Here is an 18152-nt window from a genome sequence, read left to right as displayed (position 1 = left end):
CCGCCGGTAAAGCCTTTGCGGCGGGATCACGCAGCGATGGCGACGCGGGCGGGGCGGGCTTTCTCGAATGCGGCGCGGGCGGTGGAGAAGGAGGCCGTGGCCTTGTGCAGCGCGGCCCGCTGGGCGGGGGAGAGGGCCGGGGCCTCGGGCGCCTTGCGGCTGCGGGCCTTTGCGGCGCGGGGCTTTGCGGCGGCGGCTTTGGCCTGCTTTTCGGCCTTTCCGGCGGCCTGTGCTGTTGCGTGGGCCTCCGCCTTTGCCTGCGCGCGGCGGTGTGCGTCGGCCCGGGTCTGCGCTCCGGCCTGCTGTGCGGCTGTGCGGGTTGCGTCCCCGGTATCGGCGTTCCGGGGGGCGCGGCCCGGGGCCGGGACGTGGTGGCGCAGCTTGTCGTAGGCGGCGTTCAGCTCGGCGAGGCGGCGGGTCAGCCGGGCGGCGTCGGCGGGGCAGCGGTCGGGGTGGTTTTCGCGGACGAGCCGCTTCCACGCGCTGCGGATGGTCGCGCGGTCGTCGAAGGCGGAGACGCCGAGGATCTCGTAGGGGGTCCGGGGTGCGGTGCGGGTCATGGGGGCGTCCTTCCTCGTGCGGTACGAACCGGCGCCGGGGCTGCCCCCGCGGCCCTGCGGCGCCGTCGAAATGAGGCATAAATCGGGCAGAGGACGGCGGGAAGCCTCAATTTGGACACAAAGTTAACGCGATTTTGCCGGGAATTCCGGGTGACTGATCCGGGTTTCCGGGGATTTTCAGAGGCTTGCGTTTGGGGTGACGCTGTTGGCCGGGGGCGCGCTTGCATCGCAGGCACAGGGGAAATGTGGCGGAGCCTGCCACATTTTTGGTGCGGAGCCGGTGTATCGATCGGGTAGGCCGGGAACGGCAAACGGCGGCCCCGAGGGACCGCCGTGCTTCGCATTCACCGGAGGTGCGGGGTCAGCCCTGCGCCGTGTCCAGCTTCTCCTGTGCCGCCATCCAGAGCGCCTCTGCGCGGGAGAGGCCCTCCATGATCTCGGCGTATTTCTTGTTCCAGACTTCCAGCTCGCCCACCTTGTCGTTCTCGTAGAGCGCGGGGTTCGCCAGCTTGTTGGCCAGCTTCTCGCGCATGTCCTCGAGCTTGGTCACGCGTTCCTCGCATTTGCGGACCTCGGCACGCAGGTCGAGGATCTGGTCGCGGGTGGCGCGTTTGGGCTTTTCCTTCGGCTTCTCGGGCTTCGACGGCGAATCCTTGGACAGCAGGAGGGCGCGGTAGGAATCGAGGTCGTCGTCGTAGGGGTTCACCGTGCCGCCGGAGACCAGCCAGAGCCGGTCGGCCACCATCGATAGCAGGTGCATGTCGTGGCTGACGAGGATGACCGCGCCGGAATAGGCGGTCAACGCCTCCATCAGCGCCTCGCGGCTTTCGATGTCGAGGTGGTTGGTCGGCTCGTCGAGGATCAGGAGGTGCGGCGCGTCGAGCGTGGCGAGCAGCAGCGAGAGCCGTGCCTTCTGGCCGCCGGAGAGGCGCGCGACCTCCGTCTCGGCCTGCGCGGCGTAGAGGCCAAACCCTGCGAGCAGCGCGCGGAGTTTCGCGGGCGGAGAGTCGGGGCGTTCGCGCTGCAGGTGCTGGAGCGGCGTCTCGTCGAGGTGCAGTTCGTCCACCTGGTGCTGGGCGAAGTAGCCGATGCGCAGCTTCGACGAGCGGTTCATCCGGCCGTCCATCAGCGGCAGGCGGTCGGCCAGCAGCTTCGACAGGGTCGACTTGCCCTGGCCGTTCTTGCCCAGAAGCGCGATGCGGTCGTCCTGGTCGATGCGCAGGTTGAGCCGCCGCAGCACGGCGGTGTCGCCGTAGCCGGTGGTGCCGTCCTCGATGTTGACGATGGGCGGCGAAAGCTCGTCCGGCTGCGGGAAGGTGAAGACGCGCTTGGCCATCTCCTCGGGCGGGGTGACCATGTCCATGCGCTCGATCATCTTCAGCCGGGCCTGCGCCTGCTTGGCCTTGCTGGCCTTGGCGCGGAAACGGTCGACGAAGGACTGCAGGTGGGCGCGGCGGTCCTGCTGTTTCCTGGCGGTGGCGGCGAGCTGGGCGCGCTTTTCGGCGCGCAGCTTGACGAAGCCGTCGTAGGGCGTGCCGTAGTAGGTCAGCTTGCGGTCCTCGAGGTGGAGGATCGAGCTGACGGCGCGGTTCAGGAGGCCGCGGTCGTGGGAGATGACGATGACCGTGTGCGGGTAGCGCGCGAGGTAGGATTCGAGCCAGAGCGCGCCCTCGAGGTCGAGGTAGTTGGTCGGCTCGTCAAGCAGCAGCAGGTCGGGCTGGGCGAAGAGCACGCCGGCCAGCGCCACGCGCATCCGCCAGCCGCCGGAATAGGCGGAGCAGGGGCGCGAGTGTTCCTCGGGATCGAAGCCCAGGCCCTTGAGGATCGAGGAGGCGCGGGCCTCCGCGCTCCACGCGTCGATGTCGGCGAGGCGGGTCTGGATCTCGGCGATGCGGTGGCCGGAGGCGGTGTCCTGTTCGGCAAGAAGCGCCGCGCGCTCGGTGTCGGCGGCGAGCACGGTGTCGAGGATCGAGGTCTCTGAGGCGGGGACTTCCTGGCTGACGCCGCCGATGCGGGCGCGGGACGGCAGGGAGATGTCGCCGCCGTCGATGGTCAGCTCGCCCCGGATCAGGCGGAAGAGCGTGGTCTTTCCCGCGCCGTTCGGGCCGACGAGGCCGACCTTGTGACCTTCGGGGATCGTGGCGGTGGCCTCCTCGAAGAGGGGACGGCCTTCGACCGAATAGGAGAGGGATGAGATACGCAGCATGGAGGCGCTTTAGCAGAGGGTTCGGGGAGGGGAAAGGCACGTCGGCGGGCGGCACTGTTTGCTTTCGCAAAAGCGCCCGCCCGCCGACCCGTGGGGCGCGTTTCAGGCGAATGACGGGTATGGGGATGCGCGGCGGGTGGGGCCGCGATGGTCCCGGGGCGGGCTTCGGGCCGTGGTTTGCGTCCCGAGGCCGGGCAGGGCACGTGTGACGCATGGTCATGAGGGGTTTCCTGATCCGGGAGGCCGTGTTATCGGGCGCCGCGATACACCCTGACGACCCCGGACTGTGGGTCGGATCCATCTGGAGGATAACACGATGGCCCTCGAGCGCACCTTTTCGATCATCAAGCCCGATGCAACCCGCCGCAACCTGACCGGCAAGATCAACGCCAAGTTCGAGGAGGCCGGTCTGCGCATCGTCGCGCAGAAGCGGATCCACCTGACCAAGGCGCAGGCCGGCGAGTTCTACAAGGTGCACGCCGAGCGCCCGTTCTACGACGAGCTGTGCGAGTTCATGGCGTCCGCCCCGATCGTCGCACAGGTTCTGGAAGGCGAGAACGCCATCTCCAAGAACCGCGAAGTGATGGGCGCGACCAACCCGGCCGATGCGGCCCCGGGTACCATCCGCGCCGAGTTCGCCGAGTCGGTGGGCGAGAACTCCGTCCACGGGTCGGACGCGCCGGACACCGCGGCTCAGGAGATCGCGTATTTCTTCTCAGGTCTCGAGCTGGTCGGCTGAGCCTTCACCGGTTCCGACATGACGAAGGGGCGCCTTGCGGCGCCCCTTTTCGTTTGTTTGCGAGGGTTTTTCTGCCCGGGACTGTCGCCGGTCGTGTCAGGCGTTGGCGCCGCGGGACCGTCCGAGGCCCTGCACCGGGGTGCGGGTCGGGGGTTGGCGCGGGGTCTGGCCGGGTGTCGTATCGGCGTGGCGCCTTTCCGCGAAGTCGCGCATGAGCGCGGCGTTGCGGAGGTTGGCCTTGAAGCCCACGTCGAAGATGTCGCCGACCAAGGGCACGAGGCCGATCACCCAATCGATGCCGACATTGCCGGCCATCCGCGCCAGAAGGTGCTTCGGCGCGCCGATGTCGTGGGCGAGGTAGACGATGTAGGCCGACGGCGTCAGGGCCAGCGTGTCGCCGATGCCGGGAACGAGGCCGATGATGCTGTCCCAGCCGAGGCGGATGCGCGTGCCGGGCAGGTACATGGCGGCGTCCATGCGGCGGGCGATGCGTTCCGCCCGCTCGACCTTGGCGAAGATGGTCTTTGCGTCGTGCCTGTGCGCGTCGGTCATGGCCGGGCTCACGCGTGGGCGGGACGGCGCGAGATCACCCAGATCGCGTGTACGACGCCGGGGAGCCAGCCGAGAAGGGTCAGCAGGATATTGAGCCAGAAGTGCTTGCCAAGGCCCACTTCGAGGAAGACGCCCAGGGGCGGCAGGAACAGGCTGAGGATGATGCGGATGAGGTCCATCTTGGATCTCCTTTACGTTGCCGGGTTGAACAGGAAACGCGGCAACGGTGTGGAAGTTCCGAAGATGTCCGGCGCCGCCCGGGTCAGGCGGCGCGTTCGGCGGGCATGATCACGGGCTCTGCGGTGTCCAGCCTGAACTCCGATACGGTGCGCGAGAGGTCCTGCGCGGTGCCTGCAAGTGCGGAAGAACTGGTCCGCGTGTCGGCGACAAGCCCGGCGTTGGCGCGGGTCAGGTCCTGAAGGAGCTTCATCGCGGAGTCGATCTCGGCCAGGTCGCTGGCGTGCGCGCTGGTGGAGGCGGCGATGTCGGAGAGGGTCTCGTCCATCTTGTGGATGCTCCGGACCATGATCTGCAGCGACTGGCCCGCGCCATTGACGAGCTGCACGCCGTCCTGCACCTCCTTGTGGCTTTCGGAGATCAGCTTCTTGATGTCGAGGGCGGACTTCGAGGAACGGCCCGCGAGGTCGCGCACCTCTTCGGCCACGACGGCGAAGCCGCGGCCGGATTCGCCCGCGCGGGCGGCCTCCACCCTTGCGTTGAGGGCGAGGAGGTTGGTCTGGAAGGCCAGTTCCTCGATCACGGTGACGATCTTGGCGATCTCGTCGGAGCGCTGGCTGATCTGGTCCATGGCGGCGATTGCCTCTGCCACGGTGCGGTCCGATTCGGCGGCGGTGTCGGAGGCGGCGCGCGCCTCTTCCTTCGCCGACGCGATGCGGTGCGCATCGTCGCGGGTCTCTTCCGTCACGCGGGTAACGCCGTCGGCGCTACGCGTGATGGCGGCGCCCTGCTGTTCCGTCCGGTGGGCGAGGTCTTCGGCGCCGTCCTTCATCTGGCCGGAGCGGTCGGTGATCTGCGTGACCGCGGAGACGAGGCCGGAGATCACGCCGTTCAGCCGCTCGGCGGCGGCGTTGAAGTCGAGCCGGATGTGATCGTACTTCGGATCGAGCGGCGTGTGGAAGCGGCGCGTCAGATCGGCGTTGGCGAGGGCGCGCAGCCCTTCGGCGACCATGTCGACGACCTGCTGGTGCGTGACGTTCAGCCGTGCCTTTTCCTCTGCCCCGGCGCGGGCGCTGTCCTGCCTGTGGAGCAGCATCGCCTGCTTGAAGTCGGACAGGACGCGGGCCATGCGACCCAGTTCGGAACGTTCGGAGGATTGCGGCACCTCGGGTTCGAAGTCGCCGTCGCGGTAGTGGCCCATCAGGGCGATCAGATTACCGATCCGGCGCAGGGTCCGTTCGAACAGCAGGAAGGAAAAGAGCGCGGCGGCCAGCGCCGCCCCGGCGGTCAGCAGCAGCGTGGTGCGCAGGTGGGCGGCGGTTGTCTCGCGCTCCTGCGCGGCGTCGGTCCTGATCTCCTGCGCGAGGTCGAGTTCGAGCGCGCGCAGGGTGTCGATCCAGGCGGTGGAGGCGGCGAACCATTGCGGCGCGGTGTAGCCGCCGAGCGTGCCGGTATGGACCGACGCGGTCAGGGCGTCGCGCATGGTGTTCACTGTCTGCGCGGCCTCGGACTGGTTCAGGGCGTCCAGCATGCCGGGCCGTTCGAGGACCTGCGCGGCGGCCGCCAGGTCCGCCGACTGCACGGCGCCGAGACTGACGAACCGCGTGTGCACCGGGGGCGCGAAGGCGCCGGCGCCGAGGCCGGTGGCGCCCATGGCACGCTCCAGCCCGGCGCTTTCCTTGGCCTGTCCGATCAGGGCCTTGGCCTCAACCAGCCGGGCGAGGTCCTCGGAGGCGCGCGCCTCCGACACACGGTTCGCGGTGGAGATCAGCGAATTGACGAGGCCGGTGTACCAGCCCGCCAGTTCCGGCACGGTCTTTTCCGTCGCGGTGATCGCCGCCCGCCACTGGTCCAGTTCGGCAAGGGCTGTGTCGGCGGCGGCCATGCGGTCGGGCGCCGCGGCGCGGGCCATCGGCAGAGCGCCCGCAATGGCGGCGAGGGCCGCGTCGGTCGCCAGGCGCTGGGCGGGCAGGACATCGGCGAAGTTCGCGCCGCCGGAAGAAGTGTAGCCGGCGGAGAAGCCGCGCTCCTTCTGGAGTTCATGCACCAGGTCGTTGATCAGCTCCGCCTCGGCGATGCCGCGCGCCTGTGCGTCGAGGTGGCCGATGTGGTCCTGCCCGGTCGTCCAGTCGTACCACGTCAGGTAGCCGATCAGGGCAAGCAGGGGGAGCATGATGACAAGAGCAGTTTCGCGGAGAGTCATGGCAGGCCTCGCTGAAAGGTTTGGCCGACCATCCGCAGTTACGATTACCGAAGTGTCACCTCGCTAATTTTCTCTTTTCGAATGTATCTTTAACTCACGCCATCGAGCCGTCCGTGACGCGCGCTGCCGACAGTTCGGCCGCGAAGCCGCACAGCGTGTCGACGGCATGCGACAGGCGGTTGTCGGCGACGGTCAGCGCGACGCGGACGTGCCCCGCGGCCGATGCGCCGAAGCTTTCGCCCGGCATGACGGCGATGCGGTGGGCGTCGAGCAGGCGGTAGGCGAAGGTTTCGCCGTCGAGCCCGGTCGCGCGGATGTCGAGCATCAGGTACATCGCCCCGCGCGACGGGATCGCGGTGACGACCGACTGCCTGGCGAGCGTGTCGAGGACAAGGGCGCGGCGGCGGCGGAAGGGTTCGGCCACATGTTCCTCGACCGCGTCGCCCTGTTGCAGCGCGAAGAGCGCCGCATCCTGGATATAGCCGGGCACGCCGTAGGTAGTCGCTGTGGCGAGGTCGATCAGGCGGGCGACTGCCTCTTCCGGGGCTACGATCCAGCCGATGCGGGAACCGGTCATGGCGTGGCTTTTCGACATGGAGCCCACGACCATGGTGCGTTCGGCCATGCCGGGCAGGGCGCGCGGGCTGACGTGGGCGCCCTCCCAGACCTGGGTGTCGTAGACCTCGTCCGAGATCAGCCACAGATCGTTGCCGATGGCGGCGCGCGCGATGCCGTCGAGCGTGTCGGCCCCGTAGACCGTCCCGGTCGGGTTGTTGGGCGTGTTCACCAGCAGGGAGCGCGCGCCGGTGGCCCGTGCGGCGCCGTCGATCTGGTCGAAGGAGGGCAGGAAGGCGTCCTCTGCCCGGGTGGCGATGGCGTGCGGAATGCCTGAGGCGGCGCGGATCGTGCCGGGGTAGGTGGCATAGTAGGGGTCGATGTAGAGGCCGGTCTCGCCGGGGGCGAGCGTCGCCATGTGCGCGGCGAAGAGCGCGGCCTGCCCGCCGGGGGTCACCAGCACGTTGTCGCGTGTGGTGGCGACACCGGTGCGGTTGGCGACGCGGCTGGCGATGCGGTCGCGCAGCGCGTCGACCCCGGGCACCATGGCATAGCCGGTGTGCCCGGCGGAGGCGGCGCGGTGCATCTCGTCGAGGATCGCCTGATCGGTGCCGATGTCATGCTCGCCGATGGTCAGTTCGAGGATGTCCTGGCCTTGCGCCTTCAGGGCGCGCGCCTTGTAGAACACGCCCCAGCCGTCGGAGCCGTCGCCGTTGAGGGTGCAGATACGCTTGGACAAATGCGGCATGGACGGCTCCTTTTCGGGTTCTGGAGGGGTGTGCCAGAGCGAAGGCGGCTGGGCAAGCCGTTAACCTTTGATGCGGAAGTGTGAAGGGTTTCAACGTGTTGCGTTCGGGGGCCGGATTGACCGGGCGCGCGGAGGGGAGTAGCTTTCACGACATGCTGGACGAGGTGCGGCAGAGGCCCGCGGGGGAAACCCCGTCGGGTCTTTTTCGTGTCCTGCCCGAGGAGGGGCAACCTACAGGCAAGAAAGGTGTCGAGCATATGAGCAGCAAGAAGGTGACCGGCTGCACACTGGTGGTTCCGGTGTGCGAGACGGCGCGTCTGGAAGCGCAACGAGACGAGATTGCGCAGACGCTGAAGGACCTGGTCGCGGACATCCGCGACCTGGCGGAGAAAGTCCGGGATGGAGGGGTGAAGAAGGCCGAGCTGGGCACGTCGCTGAGCGACCTGCGTTACTGGCTGAAGGCCGCACGGGAAACGGAGCTGGAACTGGATGAAATCAAGAGGAAAACAACGGGAATCGTCGGATCTTACGGACTTGACCTCGAAGCAGCCAGATTTGAGGTCAGGTGCCGCCTGGATCGCCTCCGCGCCTGCCGAGGTTCAGATTGAGTTCTGGAATGCACTGTCGGAAGGGGGGCGCATCGCGCTCCCCTACCTTTTCGATTTCTGGGCCCATCCGCACCAGCTTCCGCCCGAAGGGGACTGGCGGACGTGGGTGATCCTGGGCGGTCGCGGCGCGGGCAAGACGCGCGCCGGGGCAGAATGGGTTCGCGCGCAGGTCGAGGGCGCGCGTCCGCTGAAGCCGGGCCGCTGCAAGCGCATGGCGATCATCGGCGAGACCTTCGATCAGGCGCGGGAAGTCATGGTGTTCGGCGACAGCGGCATCCTCGCCTGTTCGCCGCCCGACCGCCGCCCGCTCTGGCAGGCGTCGCGCAAGTGCCTCGTCTGGCCCAACGGCGCGGAGGCGATGATCTACTCGGCAAGCGAGCCGGAGGCCCTGCGCGGCCCGCAGTTCGACGGCGCCTGGGTGGACGAGCTGGCGAAGTGGAAGCGCGGGCAGGATACGTGGGACATGCTGCAGTTCGGTCTGCGGCTGGGCGACCACCCACAGGTCTGCGTGACCACCACGCCGCGCAACGTGGGCGTGCTGAAGGCACTCCTGGCGCTCGGGTCCACCGTGACGACACATGCGCCGACCGAGGTGAACGCGGCGCATCTGGCGCGCAGTTTCCTGAACGAGGTGCGCACGCGCTACGCCAATTCATCGCTCGGCATGCAGGAGCTCGACGGTCTGCTGCTGGACGAGGTCGACGGCGCGATGTGGACGCGCGACCTGCTGGATGCGCAGCGTTGCGGGACGTTGCCCACGCTCGACCGGATCGTCGTGGCGGTCGATCCGCCGGCGGGGGACGGGAAGCGCTCGGACGCCTGCGGGATCGTGGTTGCGGGCGCGGCGCGGGACAAGGACGGCCTGATGACCGCCTACGTGCTGGAGGACGCCAGCGTGCAGGGGCGCCGCCCGGCGGAATGGGCCGCCTGCGCGGTGGAGGCGGCGCGCCGCTGGAACGCAGACCGCGTGGTGGCGGAGGTCAACCAGGGCGGTGCCATGGTCGAGGAGGTGCTGCGGCAGGTCGATCCCTATTTGCCGGTCACGCGGGTCCATGCCTCTGACGGTAAGGCGATCAGGGCAGAGCCGGTCGCGGCGCTCTACGAACAGGGCCGGGTCTTCCATTCCGCGGGACTGGCGGAACTGGAAGCGCAGCTTTGCCTGATGACGCCCATGGGGTTTCAGGGAGGCGGCAGCCCCGATCGGGTCGATGCGCTTGTCTGGGCGGTGTCACACCTGATCGTGCCGGGCAAGCCGCCAGTTCAGCCACGGGTGCGGAGTGCGGGATAAGTCGTTGATTTATCTTGCATGTGAGCCTGCGCGGGGCAGCGTACGCTGCGCTGAAGGGTTGTTAACCCGCTGTTCATAGGGTGGCCTTCGAAGCGCGGATGGACCGACCGTTCGCCGGTTTCGGGATAGCGGGATATGCCAGGGGACGCAGGCCTTTCAGGTGTGCGGCCGATGGCCTGCGGCGCGGCGGTTGGGCCGGAGGGAAAAGGAGCACTAGCATGGTTTTCGACTTTCTGCGGCGACAGGATACGCGGGACGCGGTGTCCGTGCCGGAGGTGAAGGCCTCTGCCACGGGGCGTGTCGTGGCCCACATGTCCGCCGGCCGCATCGCGTGGAGCCCGCGGGATACGGTGTCGCTGACGAAGCAGGCGTTCTCCGGCAACCCGGTGGGCTTTCGCGCGGTCAAGCTGATCTGCGAGGCGGCGGCGGCGCTGCCGCTGGTGCTGCAGGACCGGGACACGCGCTATGTCGATCACCCGATCGTCAGGCTGATCACCCAGCCCAACACGGGCCAGGGCCGGGCGGAACTGTTCGAGGCGCTCTATGGCCAGATGCTGCTGTCCGGGGATGGATATCTGGAGGCGGTGGCGGGGGATAGCGGGCTGCCGTTCGAGCTGCACGTCCTGCGCAGCGACCGGATGAGTGTCGTTCCCGGCGCCGACGGCTGGCCCGTGGCCTATGTCTACGAGGTCGGCGGCCGGAAGCACCGGTTCAACGTGACCGGGCCGGTCTCTCCGGTGCTGCATGTGAAGACGTTCCACCCGCAGGACGACCACTACGGCCTGTCGCCGCTTCAGGCGGCTGCGCAGGCGGTGGATGTGCACAACTCGGCGTCGCGCTGGTCGAAGGGGCTTCTGGACAACGCTGCGCGTCCGTCCGGTGCCATCGTCTGGAAGGGCACGGAGGGGCAGGGGCATCTCACGACCGAACAGTACGACCGGCTGACCGCCGAGATGGAGGCGCATCACCAGGGGGCGCGGAACGCGGGCCGTCCGATGCTGTTGGAAGGCGGGCTGGACTGGAAGCCGATGGGTTTCTCGCCCTCCGACATGGAGTTCCAGAAGACCAAGGAAGCGGCGGCGCGCGAGATCGCCGTGGCCTTCGGCGTGCCGCCCATGCTTCTGGGGATCCAGGGCGAGGCGACCTATGCCAATTACGCGGAGGCGCACCGGGCGTTCTACCGCCAGACGGTGCTGCCGCTGGCGTCGAAGGTGACGCACGCCGTGGGGCGCTGGCTGTCGTCCTTCACCGGGGAGGAGATCGTGCTGTCGCCCGACCTCGACCAGGTGCCCGCGCTGGCGGTGGAGCGGGACGCGGTCTGGAACCGCGTGGCCGGGGCCGATTTCCTGACCACTGCGGAGAAGCGCCAGCTCTTGGGTCTGCCGACGCTTCCGGAGGAGGCGCAGGATGACTGAGCTGCGCAGCCGGGCAGAAACCTTTGCCTGTGCGCCTGGGCTTCGGCTGGAAGCGCACGAGCGTGTCTCGAAGCTGCAATACGACGGGTTGACCGACAGGTTCCAGCGGCTGGAGGCCCTGATGGAACGGTTGGAACGGCGGTTGTGGCTGGCCGTCTACGGTGTCGCCGGGGTGATCCTGGCGGAAGCCTTTCAGGGGTTCATGCAGGTGACGCCCTGAGGGCCGCACCACAGGAGGATCGGATATGGATCTGGAACACAAGTTCTGCCGCTTCGACACCGAAGTGACGGTTGTCGAGGGCACGCGGATCGAGGGCTATGCCTCGCTCTTCGGGAAGTGCGACCAGGGCGGCGACGTGGTTGCCCGTGGCGCCTATGCCCGCTCTCTCAAGCGCCTTCTGGCGGAGGGGCGCGCGGTCAAGATGCTGTGGCAGCACGACCCGGCCCAGCCTATCGGCGTCTGGGAACAGGTGCGCGAGGACGAGCGCGGCCTCTACGTGAGGGGCCGGCTGCTGGAGACGGTGGCGAAGGGCCGCGAGGCCGCCGCCCTGATCGAGGCCGGCGCCATCGACGGGCTGTCGATCGGCTACCGCACGATCAAGGCCAGCAAGGATGACAAGGGCCGCAGGCTCTTGGCGGAACTGGAGCTGTGGGAGGTGTCGTTGGTGACCTTCCCGATGCTGCCCAGTGCGCGGGTTGCCGCGAAGGGCGAGGACCGCCCCGACGACGGCGGCCTGCATGCGTTGGCGGAGGCCCTGGAGGGCATGCGCCTGAACCTGGCGGGCGACTGACGCGCGCCACTCATGAGGGAAACAAGGATGAGCAAACCCGAGACCACGTCTCGGACCGGGGAAGATGTGTCTCCGGTCGCCCGGGTGAGTGCCGCGATGGCGGGACTGATCGGGGACTACAAGGCCCTCGCGGCCGATCTGGAAGAGAAGCTTGCAAAACAGGAAGAGCGACTGACCATGCTTGATCACAAAACCGCCCTGGCGAAACGGCCGACCCTTTCGACCCGCGCCGAGGTCGAAGCCCCCCACCTCAAGGCGTTCGACGCGTACCTCCGTTCCGGCGACGACGACGGCCTGCGCGGCATCGAGCTGGAAGGCAAGGCGATGTCCACGGCGGTGAACGCCGATGGCGGCTACCTCGTGGACCCGCAGACCTCTTCGATCATCAAGTCGAAGCTGGACAGCCTCGTCTCGATCCGTGCGATTTCCAACGTGGTGAACGTGGAGGCCTCGGCCTTCGACGTGCTGATCGACCGCAACGACACCGGCGCGGGCTGGGCCACGGAGACCTCGACCGCGGCAGAGACGACCTCGCCGACCATCGAGCGCATTTCCATTCCGCTCTATGAGCTGAACGCGATGCCGAAGGTGTCGCAGCGCCTTCTGGACGACTCCGCCTTCGACGTGGAATCCTGGCTGGCGTCGCGTATCGCCGACAAGTTCATCCGGGCGGAGGCGGCGGCCTTCATCAACGGGGACGGCGTCGACAAGCCTTCCGGTCTGCTGACGAACACCATCGTGGCGAACACCACCTGGTCCTGGGGTGCGCTGGGCTACGTGCCCACCGGCGCCGCGGCGGGCATGGGGGACGGCGATGCCGTGATCGACCTGATCTACGCGCTCGACAGCCGGTATCGCCCGAATGCGACTTTCGTGATGAACTCCAAGACGGCGGGCGCGCTGCGCAAGCTGAAGGATGCGGACGGCCGCCACCTCTGGGCCGACGGCCTGGCCGCGGCAGAGCCCGCGCGTCTGCTGGGCTACAAGGTCCTGATCTCCGAGGACATGCCGGACATCGCCGCCGACGAGCACCCGATCGCGTTCGGCGATTTCGGCGCGGGCTACACCATCGCGGAACGCCCGGACATCCGTGTCCTGCGCGATCCGTTCTCGGCCAAGCCGCACGTGCTGTTCTACGCGTCCAAGCGCGTGGGCGGCGGCGTCAGCGACTTTGCCGCGATCAAGCTGCTGCGTGTCTCGACCTCGTAAACGTGCACCGGACAGGGGGCGGGAGACCGCCCTCTGACGGGCGCGCGTGGTCCCGAGTTGTCCAGCTTCCCCTCCGCCCGAGCAGCCTGGGCGGCGCGCGCCCACCTGTCGATGAGGCCCCCGAAGGCCGAGCATATCGGAGAACAGACATGATGTTGGTGGAAGAAACACAAGTGGCGGAGGCAGCCCTTCCGGTGGCCGGGCTGAAAGAGCATCTGCGGCTGGGCAGCGGCTTTGCGGAGACCGACTTGCAGGACGGCGTGCTTGTCGCGTTCCTGAGGGCGGCCATGGCCGCGATCGAGGCGCGGACGTCAAAGGCGCTGGTGCAGCGCGGGTTCGTCCTGACACTGGACGACTGGCAGGAGCGCGGGGTGCAGACGCTGCCGATAGCACCGGTGCAGAGCATCACCGATGTGACGATTATCGATGGTTACGGCGTGTCCCAGACGCTGGATGCGTCCGCCTACCGCCTGCAGCGCGACACGTTCACACCGAAGCTGCGCGCGGTGGCGGCAAGCTTTCCGTCCGTTGCGAATGGCGGTGCGGTCGAGATCCGGTTTCAGGCGGGATACGGGCCCGGGTTTGCCGACGTTCCGGACGATCTGAAACAGGCCGTCATGCTGCTGGCGTCGCACTACTATGAATACCGGGACGAAACGGCGCTGAGCCAGGGGTGCATGCCGTTCGGCGTGACCAGCCTGATCGCCCGCTACCGTCCGATCCGGCTGGGGCTGGGGGCATGAGCGCGCTGGGCGGCGGCGGCCCGAAGAGCGTTGCTACGCTGAACCGGCGGCTCGTGCTCGAGGCGCCGCAGGATGTCCCGGATGGCGCGGGCGGTTACGCCCGTCTCTGGTCGGTGGTCGGCACACTCTGGGCGCGGGTCGAACCGCATAGCGGCCGGCAGACCAATGGTGAAGCCGGTGCGATCTCTTCCGCGGGGTTCACCGTGACGGTCCGTGGCGCCCCGGTTGGTCATTCGAGCCGTCCGGTCGCAGGGCAACGCTTTCGCATGGCCTCCCGGGTTTTCGCTATCGAAGCGGTCACGGAGGCGGAGCCGCGGGCGATGTACCTCGACTGCCGCTGCTCCGAGGAGGTTTCGGCATGACCTATGCACTCGCTGGAGCCTTGCAGGCGGCGGTCTACGCGCGGTTGCAGTCCTACGCACCGCTGACCGCCATCGTCGGGGACGCGGTCCATGACAAGATGCCGTCCGGCGCGCTGCCCCCGATCTACGTGGCCCTCGGCCCCGAGCGGGTGGAGGACGCCGGAGATCAGACCGGCGCGGGCGCCTGGCACCAGTTCGAGGTCTCGGTCGTGACGGAGAACGCGGGGTTCCTTTCCGCGAAAGAGGCCGCCGCCGCGGTGAGCGACGCCTTGCACGACGCGGACCTGACCCTCGGACGCGGCCGCCTGGTGGGGCTGTGGTTCCACAAGGCCAGGGCTTCGCTGGCGGGCGAAGGCCGCCGGCGCATCGACCTGACCTTCCGTGCGCGGGTCGAGGACAACTGAACCTTTTCATCCAGGAGTGAGACAGATGGCTGCTCAGAACGGCAAGGATCTATTGATCAAGGTGGACATGACCGGGACCGGCACGTTCCAGACCATGGCAGGGCTGCGCGCCACGCGGGTCAGCTTCAACGCGGAAAGCGTGGATGTGACCACGTTGGAAAGCCAAGGCGGCTGGCGCGAGCTGCTGGCCGGGGCGGGGGTCAAGTCGGCCAACATCAGCGGGTCGGGCGTCTTCAAGGACGACACGACCGACGAACGCGCCCGGCAGATATTCTTCGACGGAGAGACGCCGGTCTTCCAGATCATCATCCCCGACTTCGGCACCGTCGAGGGCGCCTTCCAGGTGACAGCGATCGAATACGCCGGCTCCCACAACGGGGAAGCGACCTACGAGATGTCGCTGGCCTCGGCGGGGCAGCTGGCCTTCACGGCCCAGCCGGTGGCGTGATGGCCAATCCGTGGCGGGGGGATGTGGCGCTGGTCATCGACGGCGAGCGCCACGTGATGCGGCTGACGCTGGGCGCGCTGGCCGAACTGGAAGCGGGGCTGGAGACGGGCTCGCTCGTCGAGCTTGTGCAGCGGTTCGAGGACGGGCGGTTCAGCACGCGGGACGTGCTGGCGCTGATCGTGGCGGGTCTGCGCGGTGGCGGCTGGACCGGCCGGGCCGCCGACCTGATGTCCGCCGAGATCGAGGGCGGTCCCATGGGCGCGGCGAAGACTGCGGCGGAACTGCTGGCGCGGGCCTTCATGCTGCCGGAGACGGCGGATGACGGGGTTTGACTGGCCGGCGCTGATGCGCGCGGGGATGCGCGGCCTCGGTCTGCGCCCCCGGGAATTCTGGGACCTGACGCCGGCAGAGTTGCAGCTTCTGCTGGGCGACGGGTCCGGTACGCGTCCCCTTGGGCGCAAGCGGCTGACCGAACTTATGGCGGCCTTTCCGGACAGGAGTGACGAAAGATGAGCGGTTTCGATCTGGATGACGACCTTGGCGACGCGGCAGAGCGGCTCGAGCGGTCGCTGGGCGGCGCGGCGGGCATGGCTCAGGCCTTCGACGCAGAGATGCGGCGGATCAACACGACGTTCTCGGAGACGGGGCGCAGCGCGACACGGCTGGACTCCACCATGAGCCGGGGCGTGGCGCGCGCCATCGACGGTGTCGTGCTGGACGGGATGAAGCTGTCGGATGCGCTCGACACCGTGGCGCGGTCGATGATCGACGCGGCGTGGAAGGCGGCTGTGAAACCCGTCGCCAACCATGTGGGCGGCTTCCTCGCCTCGGGCGTCTCTGCGCTGTTCGGCGACCTTTCCCCGTTTGCGAAGGGCGACGGGTTCACGCAGGGGCGCGTCATGCCCTTCGCCACCGGCGGCGTCATCAGCGGCCCGACGTACTTCCCGATGCGTGGCGGGACGGGCCTGATGGGCGAGGCGGGGCCGGAGGCGATCATGCCGCTGACCCGCGGGGCCGACGGCAAGCTGGGCGTGCGCGCCGCTGGCGGAGGCGCGCCGGTGACGGTCGTGATGAACATCTCGACCCCGGACGCCCGCTCGTTCGAGCGCAGCCAGAGCCAGATCGCGGCCCGCATGAGCCAGGCGCTGAGCCGTGGCGCGCGCAACAGGTAATTGGAGGGAAAGATGGCTTTTCACGAGGTGAGATTCCCCGCCGACCTGAGCTTCGGCTCGGTCGGTGGGCCGGAGCGTCGGACCGACATCGTGACGCTGACCAGCGGGTTCGAGGAACGCAACACACCCTGGGCGCACTCCCGCCGGCGCTACGATGCGGGGCTCGGTCTGCGGTCGCTGGACGACGTATCGGCGCTGATCGCTTTCTTCGAGGCACGGCAGGGTCAGCTGTACGGCTTTCGCTGGAAGGACTGGGCGGACTACAAGTCTTGCGCGCCGTCGCGGACGGTTGCGACGGGCGACCAGGTGATCGCGCGCGGCGACGGCGTCACGAAGAGCTTCCAGTTGATCAAGACCTACACCTCGGGCGAGGGCTCTTATGCACGGCCGATCATGAAGCCCGTCGCCGGCACGGTCGTCGCAGCGGTGCAGGACGTCCAGATGTTCGAGGGCGTGCACTTCGAAATCAACACGTCCACCGGCATCATCACCTTCACTGAAGCGCCGATGAACGACGTGGAGATCTCGGCCGGGTTCGAGTTCGACGTGCCGGTCCGGTTCGACACGGATCGCATCAACGTCAGCGTGTCCAGCTTCCGCGCCGGTCAGGTGCCGGATGTCCCGGTTGTCGAGGTGCGGATCTGATGGGACAGGAAGACCTGCACGCGCATCTGGCCACCGGCATCACGACCGTCGCCCGCGCTTGGGCCGTCACGCGCCGCGACGGGGCCGTCTTCGGGTTCACCGATCACGATTGTGAACTGACGTTCGGCGGCGTGGTCTTCAAGGCGGAGACCGGTCTGTCGGCCCGAGCGCTCGCGCAGTCGACCGGGCTTTCGGTCGACAACACGGAGGCGATGGGCGCGCTCAGCGACACGTCGATCAGCGAGAAGGACATCGCGGCGGGCCGGTTCGACGGTGCCGAAGTGGTGGCCTGGCTGGTGAACTGGGCGGATGTGGACGCCCGGCGGGTGATGTTCCGCGGACATATCGGCGAGGTGCGCCGCAGCGCCGGGGCCTTCCACGCGGAGTTGCGCGGCCTGACGGAGGCGCTGAACCGCCCGGTGGGCCGGGTCTATCAGAAACCGTGCACCGCGGTTCTGGGCGACAGCGGCTGCGGGTTCGATCTGAACACCGGCGGCTACGTGTTCGAATGTGTACTCGAAGGGGTCGACGAGGCGCGCGTCTTTCGTGCCGGTCCGCTGGGCGGGTTCGATACCGGCTGGTTCCAGCGCGGGCGCCTGACCGTTCTGACCGGCGACGCGGAGGGGCTGACGGGCATGATCAAGCGCGATCACCTGGCGCCCGACGGCACCCGGCTGATCGAGCTCTGGGAGCCGCTGCGCGCGCAGCCCGCGGCAGGCGACAGCGTGAGACTGGTTGCTGGATGCGACAAGCGGTTCGAGACCTGCCGCCTGAAATTCGGCAACGTGATCAACTTCCAGGGCTTTCCGGATGTGCCGGAGGACGACTGGATCACCGTTCAGCCCGCGATGGCCAAGGCCCGGAACGGGGGGAGCCGCCGATGAACGCGGTCGTCGAAACGGCCCGTTCGTGGATCGGTACGCCCTACGTACATCAGGCGTCGGTCAGGGGCGCGGGGTGCGACTGTCTCGGGCTTCTGCGCGGGGTCTGGCGCGACCTGATCGGACCCGAGCCGGAGGTTGTGCCCCCCTACACCCGCGACTGGTCGGAGCCGCAGGGCGACGAGCGGCTCTGGCGCGCGGGATTGGCTCATTTGCTGCCCAAGCCGTTAGGTCAGGTTGCGCCCGGTGACGTGCTGCTGTTCCGGATGCGCGAGGGCGCGGTGGCCAAGCACATCGGGCTTCAGGCGGCGACCGGGCCGCAAGCCACGTTCGTCCACGCCTACACCGGGCACGGGGTCATCGAGAGTGCGTTCAGCGCACCATGGGCCCGGCGGGTCGTGGCCCGTTTCTCCTTTCCCCAACAGGTATCATCGGAGGGCTGAGTC

General features: G+C 68.3%; 23 protein-coding genes. 17 read left to right on the top strand and 6 right to left on the bottom strand.

All coding sequences use genetic code 11. The annotated features are described in order from the left end of the window. Positions 1-26: 26 nt before the first annotated feature. Positions 27-560 (bottom strand): J domain-containing protein, encoded by a 534-nt coding sequence (locus CDO87_RS01190; RefSeq protein WP_100927065.1) that lies wholly within the window; start codon positions 558-560, stop codon positions 27-29. A gap of 361 nt (positions 561-921) precedes the next feature. Continuing rightward, the gene (locus CDO87_RS01185; protein WP_100927064.1) at positions 922-2766 is read right to left on the bottom strand and encodes an ABC-F family ATP-binding cassette domain-containing protein; all 1845 of its coding nucleotides are present in this window, start codon (positions 2764-2766) and stop codon (positions 922-924) included. Positions 2767-3082: 316 nt separating this feature from the next. Here CDO87_RS01185 and ndk point away from each other — a divergent pair, with 316 nt between their 5' ends. Beyond that, positions 3083-3505, top strand: a complete 423-nt coding sequence (gene ndk / locus CDO87_RS01180; RefSeq protein WP_100927063.1) for a nucleoside-diphosphate kinase — start codon at positions 3083-3085, stop codon at positions 3503-3505. Between the two features lie 96 nt (positions 3506-3601). Here ndk and CDO87_RS01175 read toward each other — a convergent pair whose 3' ends face one another. From CDO87_RS01175 to CDO87_RS01160, 4 genes are all read right to left on the bottom strand, one after another. After that, positions 3602-4057 (bottom strand): DUF4112 domain-containing protein, encoded by a 456-nt coding sequence (locus tag CDO87_RS01175; RefSeq protein ID WP_100927062.1) that lies wholly within the window; start codon positions 4055-4057, stop codon positions 3602-3604. Positions 4058-4065: 8 nt separating this feature from the next. Continuing rightward, entirely contained in the window at positions 4066-4236 is a 171-nt protein-coding gene (locus CDO87_RS01170) for a YqaE/Pmp3 family membrane protein (RefSeq protein ID WP_100927061.1), read from the bottom strand. 83 nt (positions 4237-4319) lie between these two features. Beyond that, complete coding sequence (locus CDO87_RS01165; protein ID WP_100927060.1) at positions 4320-6437, bottom strand: methyl-accepting chemotaxis protein; 2118 nt, start codon at positions 6435-6437, stop codon at positions 4320-4322. Positions 6438-6531: 94 nt separating this feature from the next. Further along, complete coding sequence (locus CDO87_RS01160) at positions 6532-7740, bottom strand: pyridoxal phosphate-dependent aminotransferase (RefSeq protein WP_100927059.1); 1209 nt, start codon at positions 7738-7740, stop codon at positions 6532-6534. A 152-nt stretch (positions 7741-7892) separates the two neighbouring features. On the opposite strand from CDO87_RS01160, the gene CDO87_RS01155 reads away from it, so the two are divergent. The 16 genes from CDO87_RS01155 (at position 7893) to CDO87_RS01080 (ending at position 18149) form a co-directional block, all read left to right on the top strand. After that, a complete protein-coding gene (locus tag CDO87_RS01155) occupies positions 7893-8348 on the top strand; it encodes a hypothetical protein (protein WP_157814883.1) in 456 nt (151 codons plus the stop codon). Further along, on the top strand, positions 8296-9636 hold the full coding sequence (locus CDO87_RS01150; protein WP_100927057.1) for a DNA-packaging protein: 1341 nt from the start codon (positions 8296-8298) through the stop codon (positions 9634-9636). Before CDO87_RS01155 ends, CDO87_RS01150 begins: the two co-directional genes overlap by 53 nt. Before the next feature lie 218 nt (positions 9637-9854). Then, positions 9855-11051 carry a phage portal protein gene (locus CDO87_RS01145; RefSeq protein WP_100927056.1) on the top strand — a complete coding sequence of 399 codons (1197 nt, stop codon included), beginning with the start codon at positions 9855-9857 and terminating at the stop codon, positions 11049-11051. Then, the gene (locus CDO87_RS01140; protein WP_100927055.1) at positions 11044-11271 is read left to right on the top strand and encodes a hypothetical protein; all 228 of its coding nucleotides are present in this window, start codon (positions 11044-11046) and stop codon (positions 11269-11271) included. The genes CDO87_RS01145 and CDO87_RS01140 overlap by 8 nt, the downstream gene beginning before the upstream one ends. 25 nt (positions 11272-11296) lie before the next feature. After that, positions 11297-11842 (top strand): HK97 family phage prohead protease, encoded by a 546-nt coding sequence (locus CDO87_RS01135; RefSeq protein ID WP_100927054.1) that lies wholly within the window; start codon positions 11297-11299, stop codon positions 11840-11842. A 27-nt stretch (positions 11843-11869) separates the two neighbouring features. Next, complete coding sequence (locus CDO87_RS01130) at positions 11870-13051, top strand: phage major capsid protein (protein ID WP_198521796.1); 1182 nt, start codon at positions 11870-11872, stop codon at positions 13049-13051. A 149-nt stretch (positions 13052-13200) separates the two neighbouring features. Continuing rightward, positions 13201-13794, top strand: a complete 594-nt coding sequence (locus CDO87_RS01125) for a head-tail connector protein (RefSeq protein ID WP_100927052.1) — start codon at positions 13201-13203, stop codon at positions 13792-13794. After that, a complete protein-coding gene (locus CDO87_RS01120) occupies positions 13791-14156 on the top strand; it encodes a head-tail adaptor protein (RefSeq protein WP_100927051.1) in 366 nt (121 codons plus the stop codon). Before CDO87_RS01125 ends, CDO87_RS01120 begins: the two co-directional genes overlap by 4 nt. Beyond that, positions 14153-14560: a DUF3168 domain-containing protein gene (locus tag CDO87_RS01115; protein WP_100927050.1), complete on the top strand. Its 408-nt coding sequence runs from the start codon at positions 14153-14155 to the stop codon at positions 14558-14560. The genes CDO87_RS01120 and CDO87_RS01115 overlap by 4 nt, the downstream gene beginning before the upstream one ends. A 25-nt stretch (positions 14561-14585) precedes the next feature. Continuing rightward, positions 14586-15008 (top strand): phage major tail protein, TP901-1 family, encoded by a 423-nt coding sequence (locus tag CDO87_RS01110; RefSeq protein WP_100927049.1) that lies wholly within the window; start codon positions 14586-14588, stop codon positions 15006-15008. After that, a complete protein-coding gene (locus CDO87_RS01105; RefSeq protein WP_100927048.1) occupies positions 15008-15340 on the top strand; it encodes a gene transfer agent family protein in 333 nt (110 codons plus the stop codon). The genes CDO87_RS01110 and CDO87_RS01105 overlap by 1 nt, the downstream gene beginning before the upstream one ends. Continuing rightward, positions 15327-15521, top strand: coding sequence for a rcc01693 family protein (locus CDO87_RS01100; protein ID WP_100927047.1), 195 nt, complete (start codon positions 15327-15329; stop codon positions 15519-15521). The genes CDO87_RS01105 and CDO87_RS01100 overlap by 14 nt, the downstream gene beginning before the upstream one ends. Next, positions 15518-16180, top strand: coding sequence for a phage tail tape measure protein (locus CDO87_RS01095; protein WP_100927046.1), 663 nt, complete (start codon positions 15518-15520; stop codon positions 16178-16180). Before CDO87_RS01100 ends, CDO87_RS01095 begins: the two co-directional genes overlap by 4 nt. 12 nt (positions 16181-16192) lie before the next feature. After that, complete coding sequence (locus CDO87_RS01090; RefSeq protein ID WP_100927045.1) at positions 16193-16825, top strand: DUF2460 domain-containing protein; 633 nt, start codon at positions 16193-16195, stop codon at positions 16823-16825. Continuing rightward, positions 16825-17709, top strand: a complete 885-nt coding sequence (locus CDO87_RS01085) for a DUF2163 domain-containing protein (RefSeq protein WP_100927044.1) — start codon at positions 16825-16827, stop codon at positions 17707-17709. The genes CDO87_RS01090 and CDO87_RS01085 overlap by 1 nt, the downstream gene beginning before the upstream one ends. Continuing rightward, on the top strand, positions 17706-18149 hold the full coding sequence (locus tag CDO87_RS01080) for a peptidase (protein WP_100927043.1): 444 nt from the start codon (positions 17706-17708) through the stop codon (positions 18147-18149). Before CDO87_RS01085 ends, CDO87_RS01080 begins: the two co-directional genes overlap by 4 nt. Positions 18150-18152 lie beyond the last annotated feature (3 nt).

Origin of the sequence: Sagittula sp. P11, assembly GCF_002814095.1 — a bacterium.
Lineage (GTDB): Bacteria > Pseudomonadota > Alphaproteobacteria > Rhodobacterales > Rhodobacteraceae > Sagittula.
This window is presented reverse-complemented; position numbering and strand designations above follow the sequence as displayed.

Bases quoted from the DNA above. Each gene is read 5' to 3' on its own strand.
- CDO87_RS01190 (WP_100927065.1), bottom strand. From the start codon at position 560: ATGACCCGCACCGCACCCCGGACCCCCTACGAGATCCTCGGCGTCTCC.
- CDO87_RS01185 (WP_100927064.1), bottom strand. From the start codon at position 2,766: ATGCTGCGTATCTCATCCCTCTCCTATTCGGTCGAAGGCCGTCCCCTC.
- ndk (WP_100927063.1), top strand. From the start codon at position 3,083: ATGGCCCTCGAGCGCACCTTTTCGATCATCAAGCCCGATGCAACCCGC.
- CDO87_RS01175 (WP_100927062.1), bottom strand. From the start codon at position 4,057: ATGACCGACGCGCACAGGCACGACGCAAAGACCATCTTCGCCAAGGTC.
- CDO87_RS01170 (WP_100927061.1), bottom strand. From the start codon at position 4,236: ATGGACCTCATCCGCATCATCCTCAGCCTGTTCCTGCCGCCCCTGGGC.
- CDO87_RS01165 (WP_100927060.1), bottom strand. From the start codon at position 6,437: ATGACTCTCCGCGAAACTGCTCTTGTCATCATGCTCCCCCTGCTTGCC.
- CDO87_RS01160 (WP_100927059.1), bottom strand. From the start codon at position 7,740: ATGCCGCATTTGTCCAAGCGTATCTGCACCCTCAACGGCGACGGCTCC.
- CDO87_RS01155 (WP_157814883.1), top strand. From the start codon at position 7,893: ATGCTGGACGAGGTGCGGCAGAGGCCCGCGGGGGAAACCCCGTCGGGT.
- CDO87_RS01145 (WP_100927056.1), top strand. From the start codon at position 9,855: ATGGTTTTCGACTTTCTGCGGCGACAGGATACGCGGGACGCGGTGTCC.
- CDO87_RS01140 (WP_100927055.1), top strand. From the start codon at position 11,044: ATGACTGAGCTGCGCAGCCGGGCAGAAACCTTTGCCTGTGCGCCTGGG.
- CDO87_RS01135 (WP_100927054.1), top strand. From the start codon at position 11,297: ATGGATCTGGAACACAAGTTCTGCCGCTTCGACACCGAAGTGACGGTT.
- CDO87_RS01130 (WP_198521796.1), top strand. From the start codon at position 11,870: ATGAGCAAACCCGAGACCACGTCTCGGACCGGGGAAGATGTGTCTCCG.
- CDO87_RS01125 (WP_100927052.1), top strand. From the start codon at position 13,201: ATGATGTTGGTGGAAGAAACACAAGTGGCGGAGGCAGCCCTTCCGGTG.
- CDO87_RS01120 (WP_100927051.1), top strand. From the start codon at position 13,791: ATGAGCGCGCTGGGCGGCGGCGGCCCGAAGAGCGTTGCTACGCTGAAC.
- CDO87_RS01115 (WP_100927050.1), top strand. From the start codon at position 14,153: ATGACCTATGCACTCGCTGGAGCCTTGCAGGCGGCGGTCTACGCGCGG.
- CDO87_RS01110 (WP_100927049.1), top strand. From the start codon at position 14,586: ATGGCTGCTCAGAACGGCAAGGATCTATTGATCAAGGTGGACATGACC.
- CDO87_RS01105 (WP_100927048.1), top strand. From the start codon at position 15,008: ATGGCCAATCCGTGGCGGGGGGATGTGGCGCTGGTCATCGACGGCGAG.
- CDO87_RS01100 (WP_100927047.1), top strand. From the start codon at position 15,327: ATGACGGGGTTTGACTGGCCGGCGCTGATGCGCGCGGGGATGCGCGGC.
- CDO87_RS01095 (WP_100927046.1), top strand. From the start codon at position 15,518: ATGAGCGGTTTCGATCTGGATGACGACCTTGGCGACGCGGCAGAGCGG.
- CDO87_RS01090 (WP_100927045.1), top strand. From the start codon at position 16,193: ATGGCTTTTCACGAGGTGAGATTCCCCGCCGACCTGAGCTTCGGCTCG.
- CDO87_RS01085 (WP_100927044.1), top strand. From the start codon at position 16,825: ATGGGACAGGAAGACCTGCACGCGCATCTGGCCACCGGCATCACGACC.
- CDO87_RS01080 (WP_100927043.1), top strand. From the start codon at position 17,706: ATGAACGCGGTCGTCGAAACGGCCCGTTCGTGGATCGGTACGCCCTAC.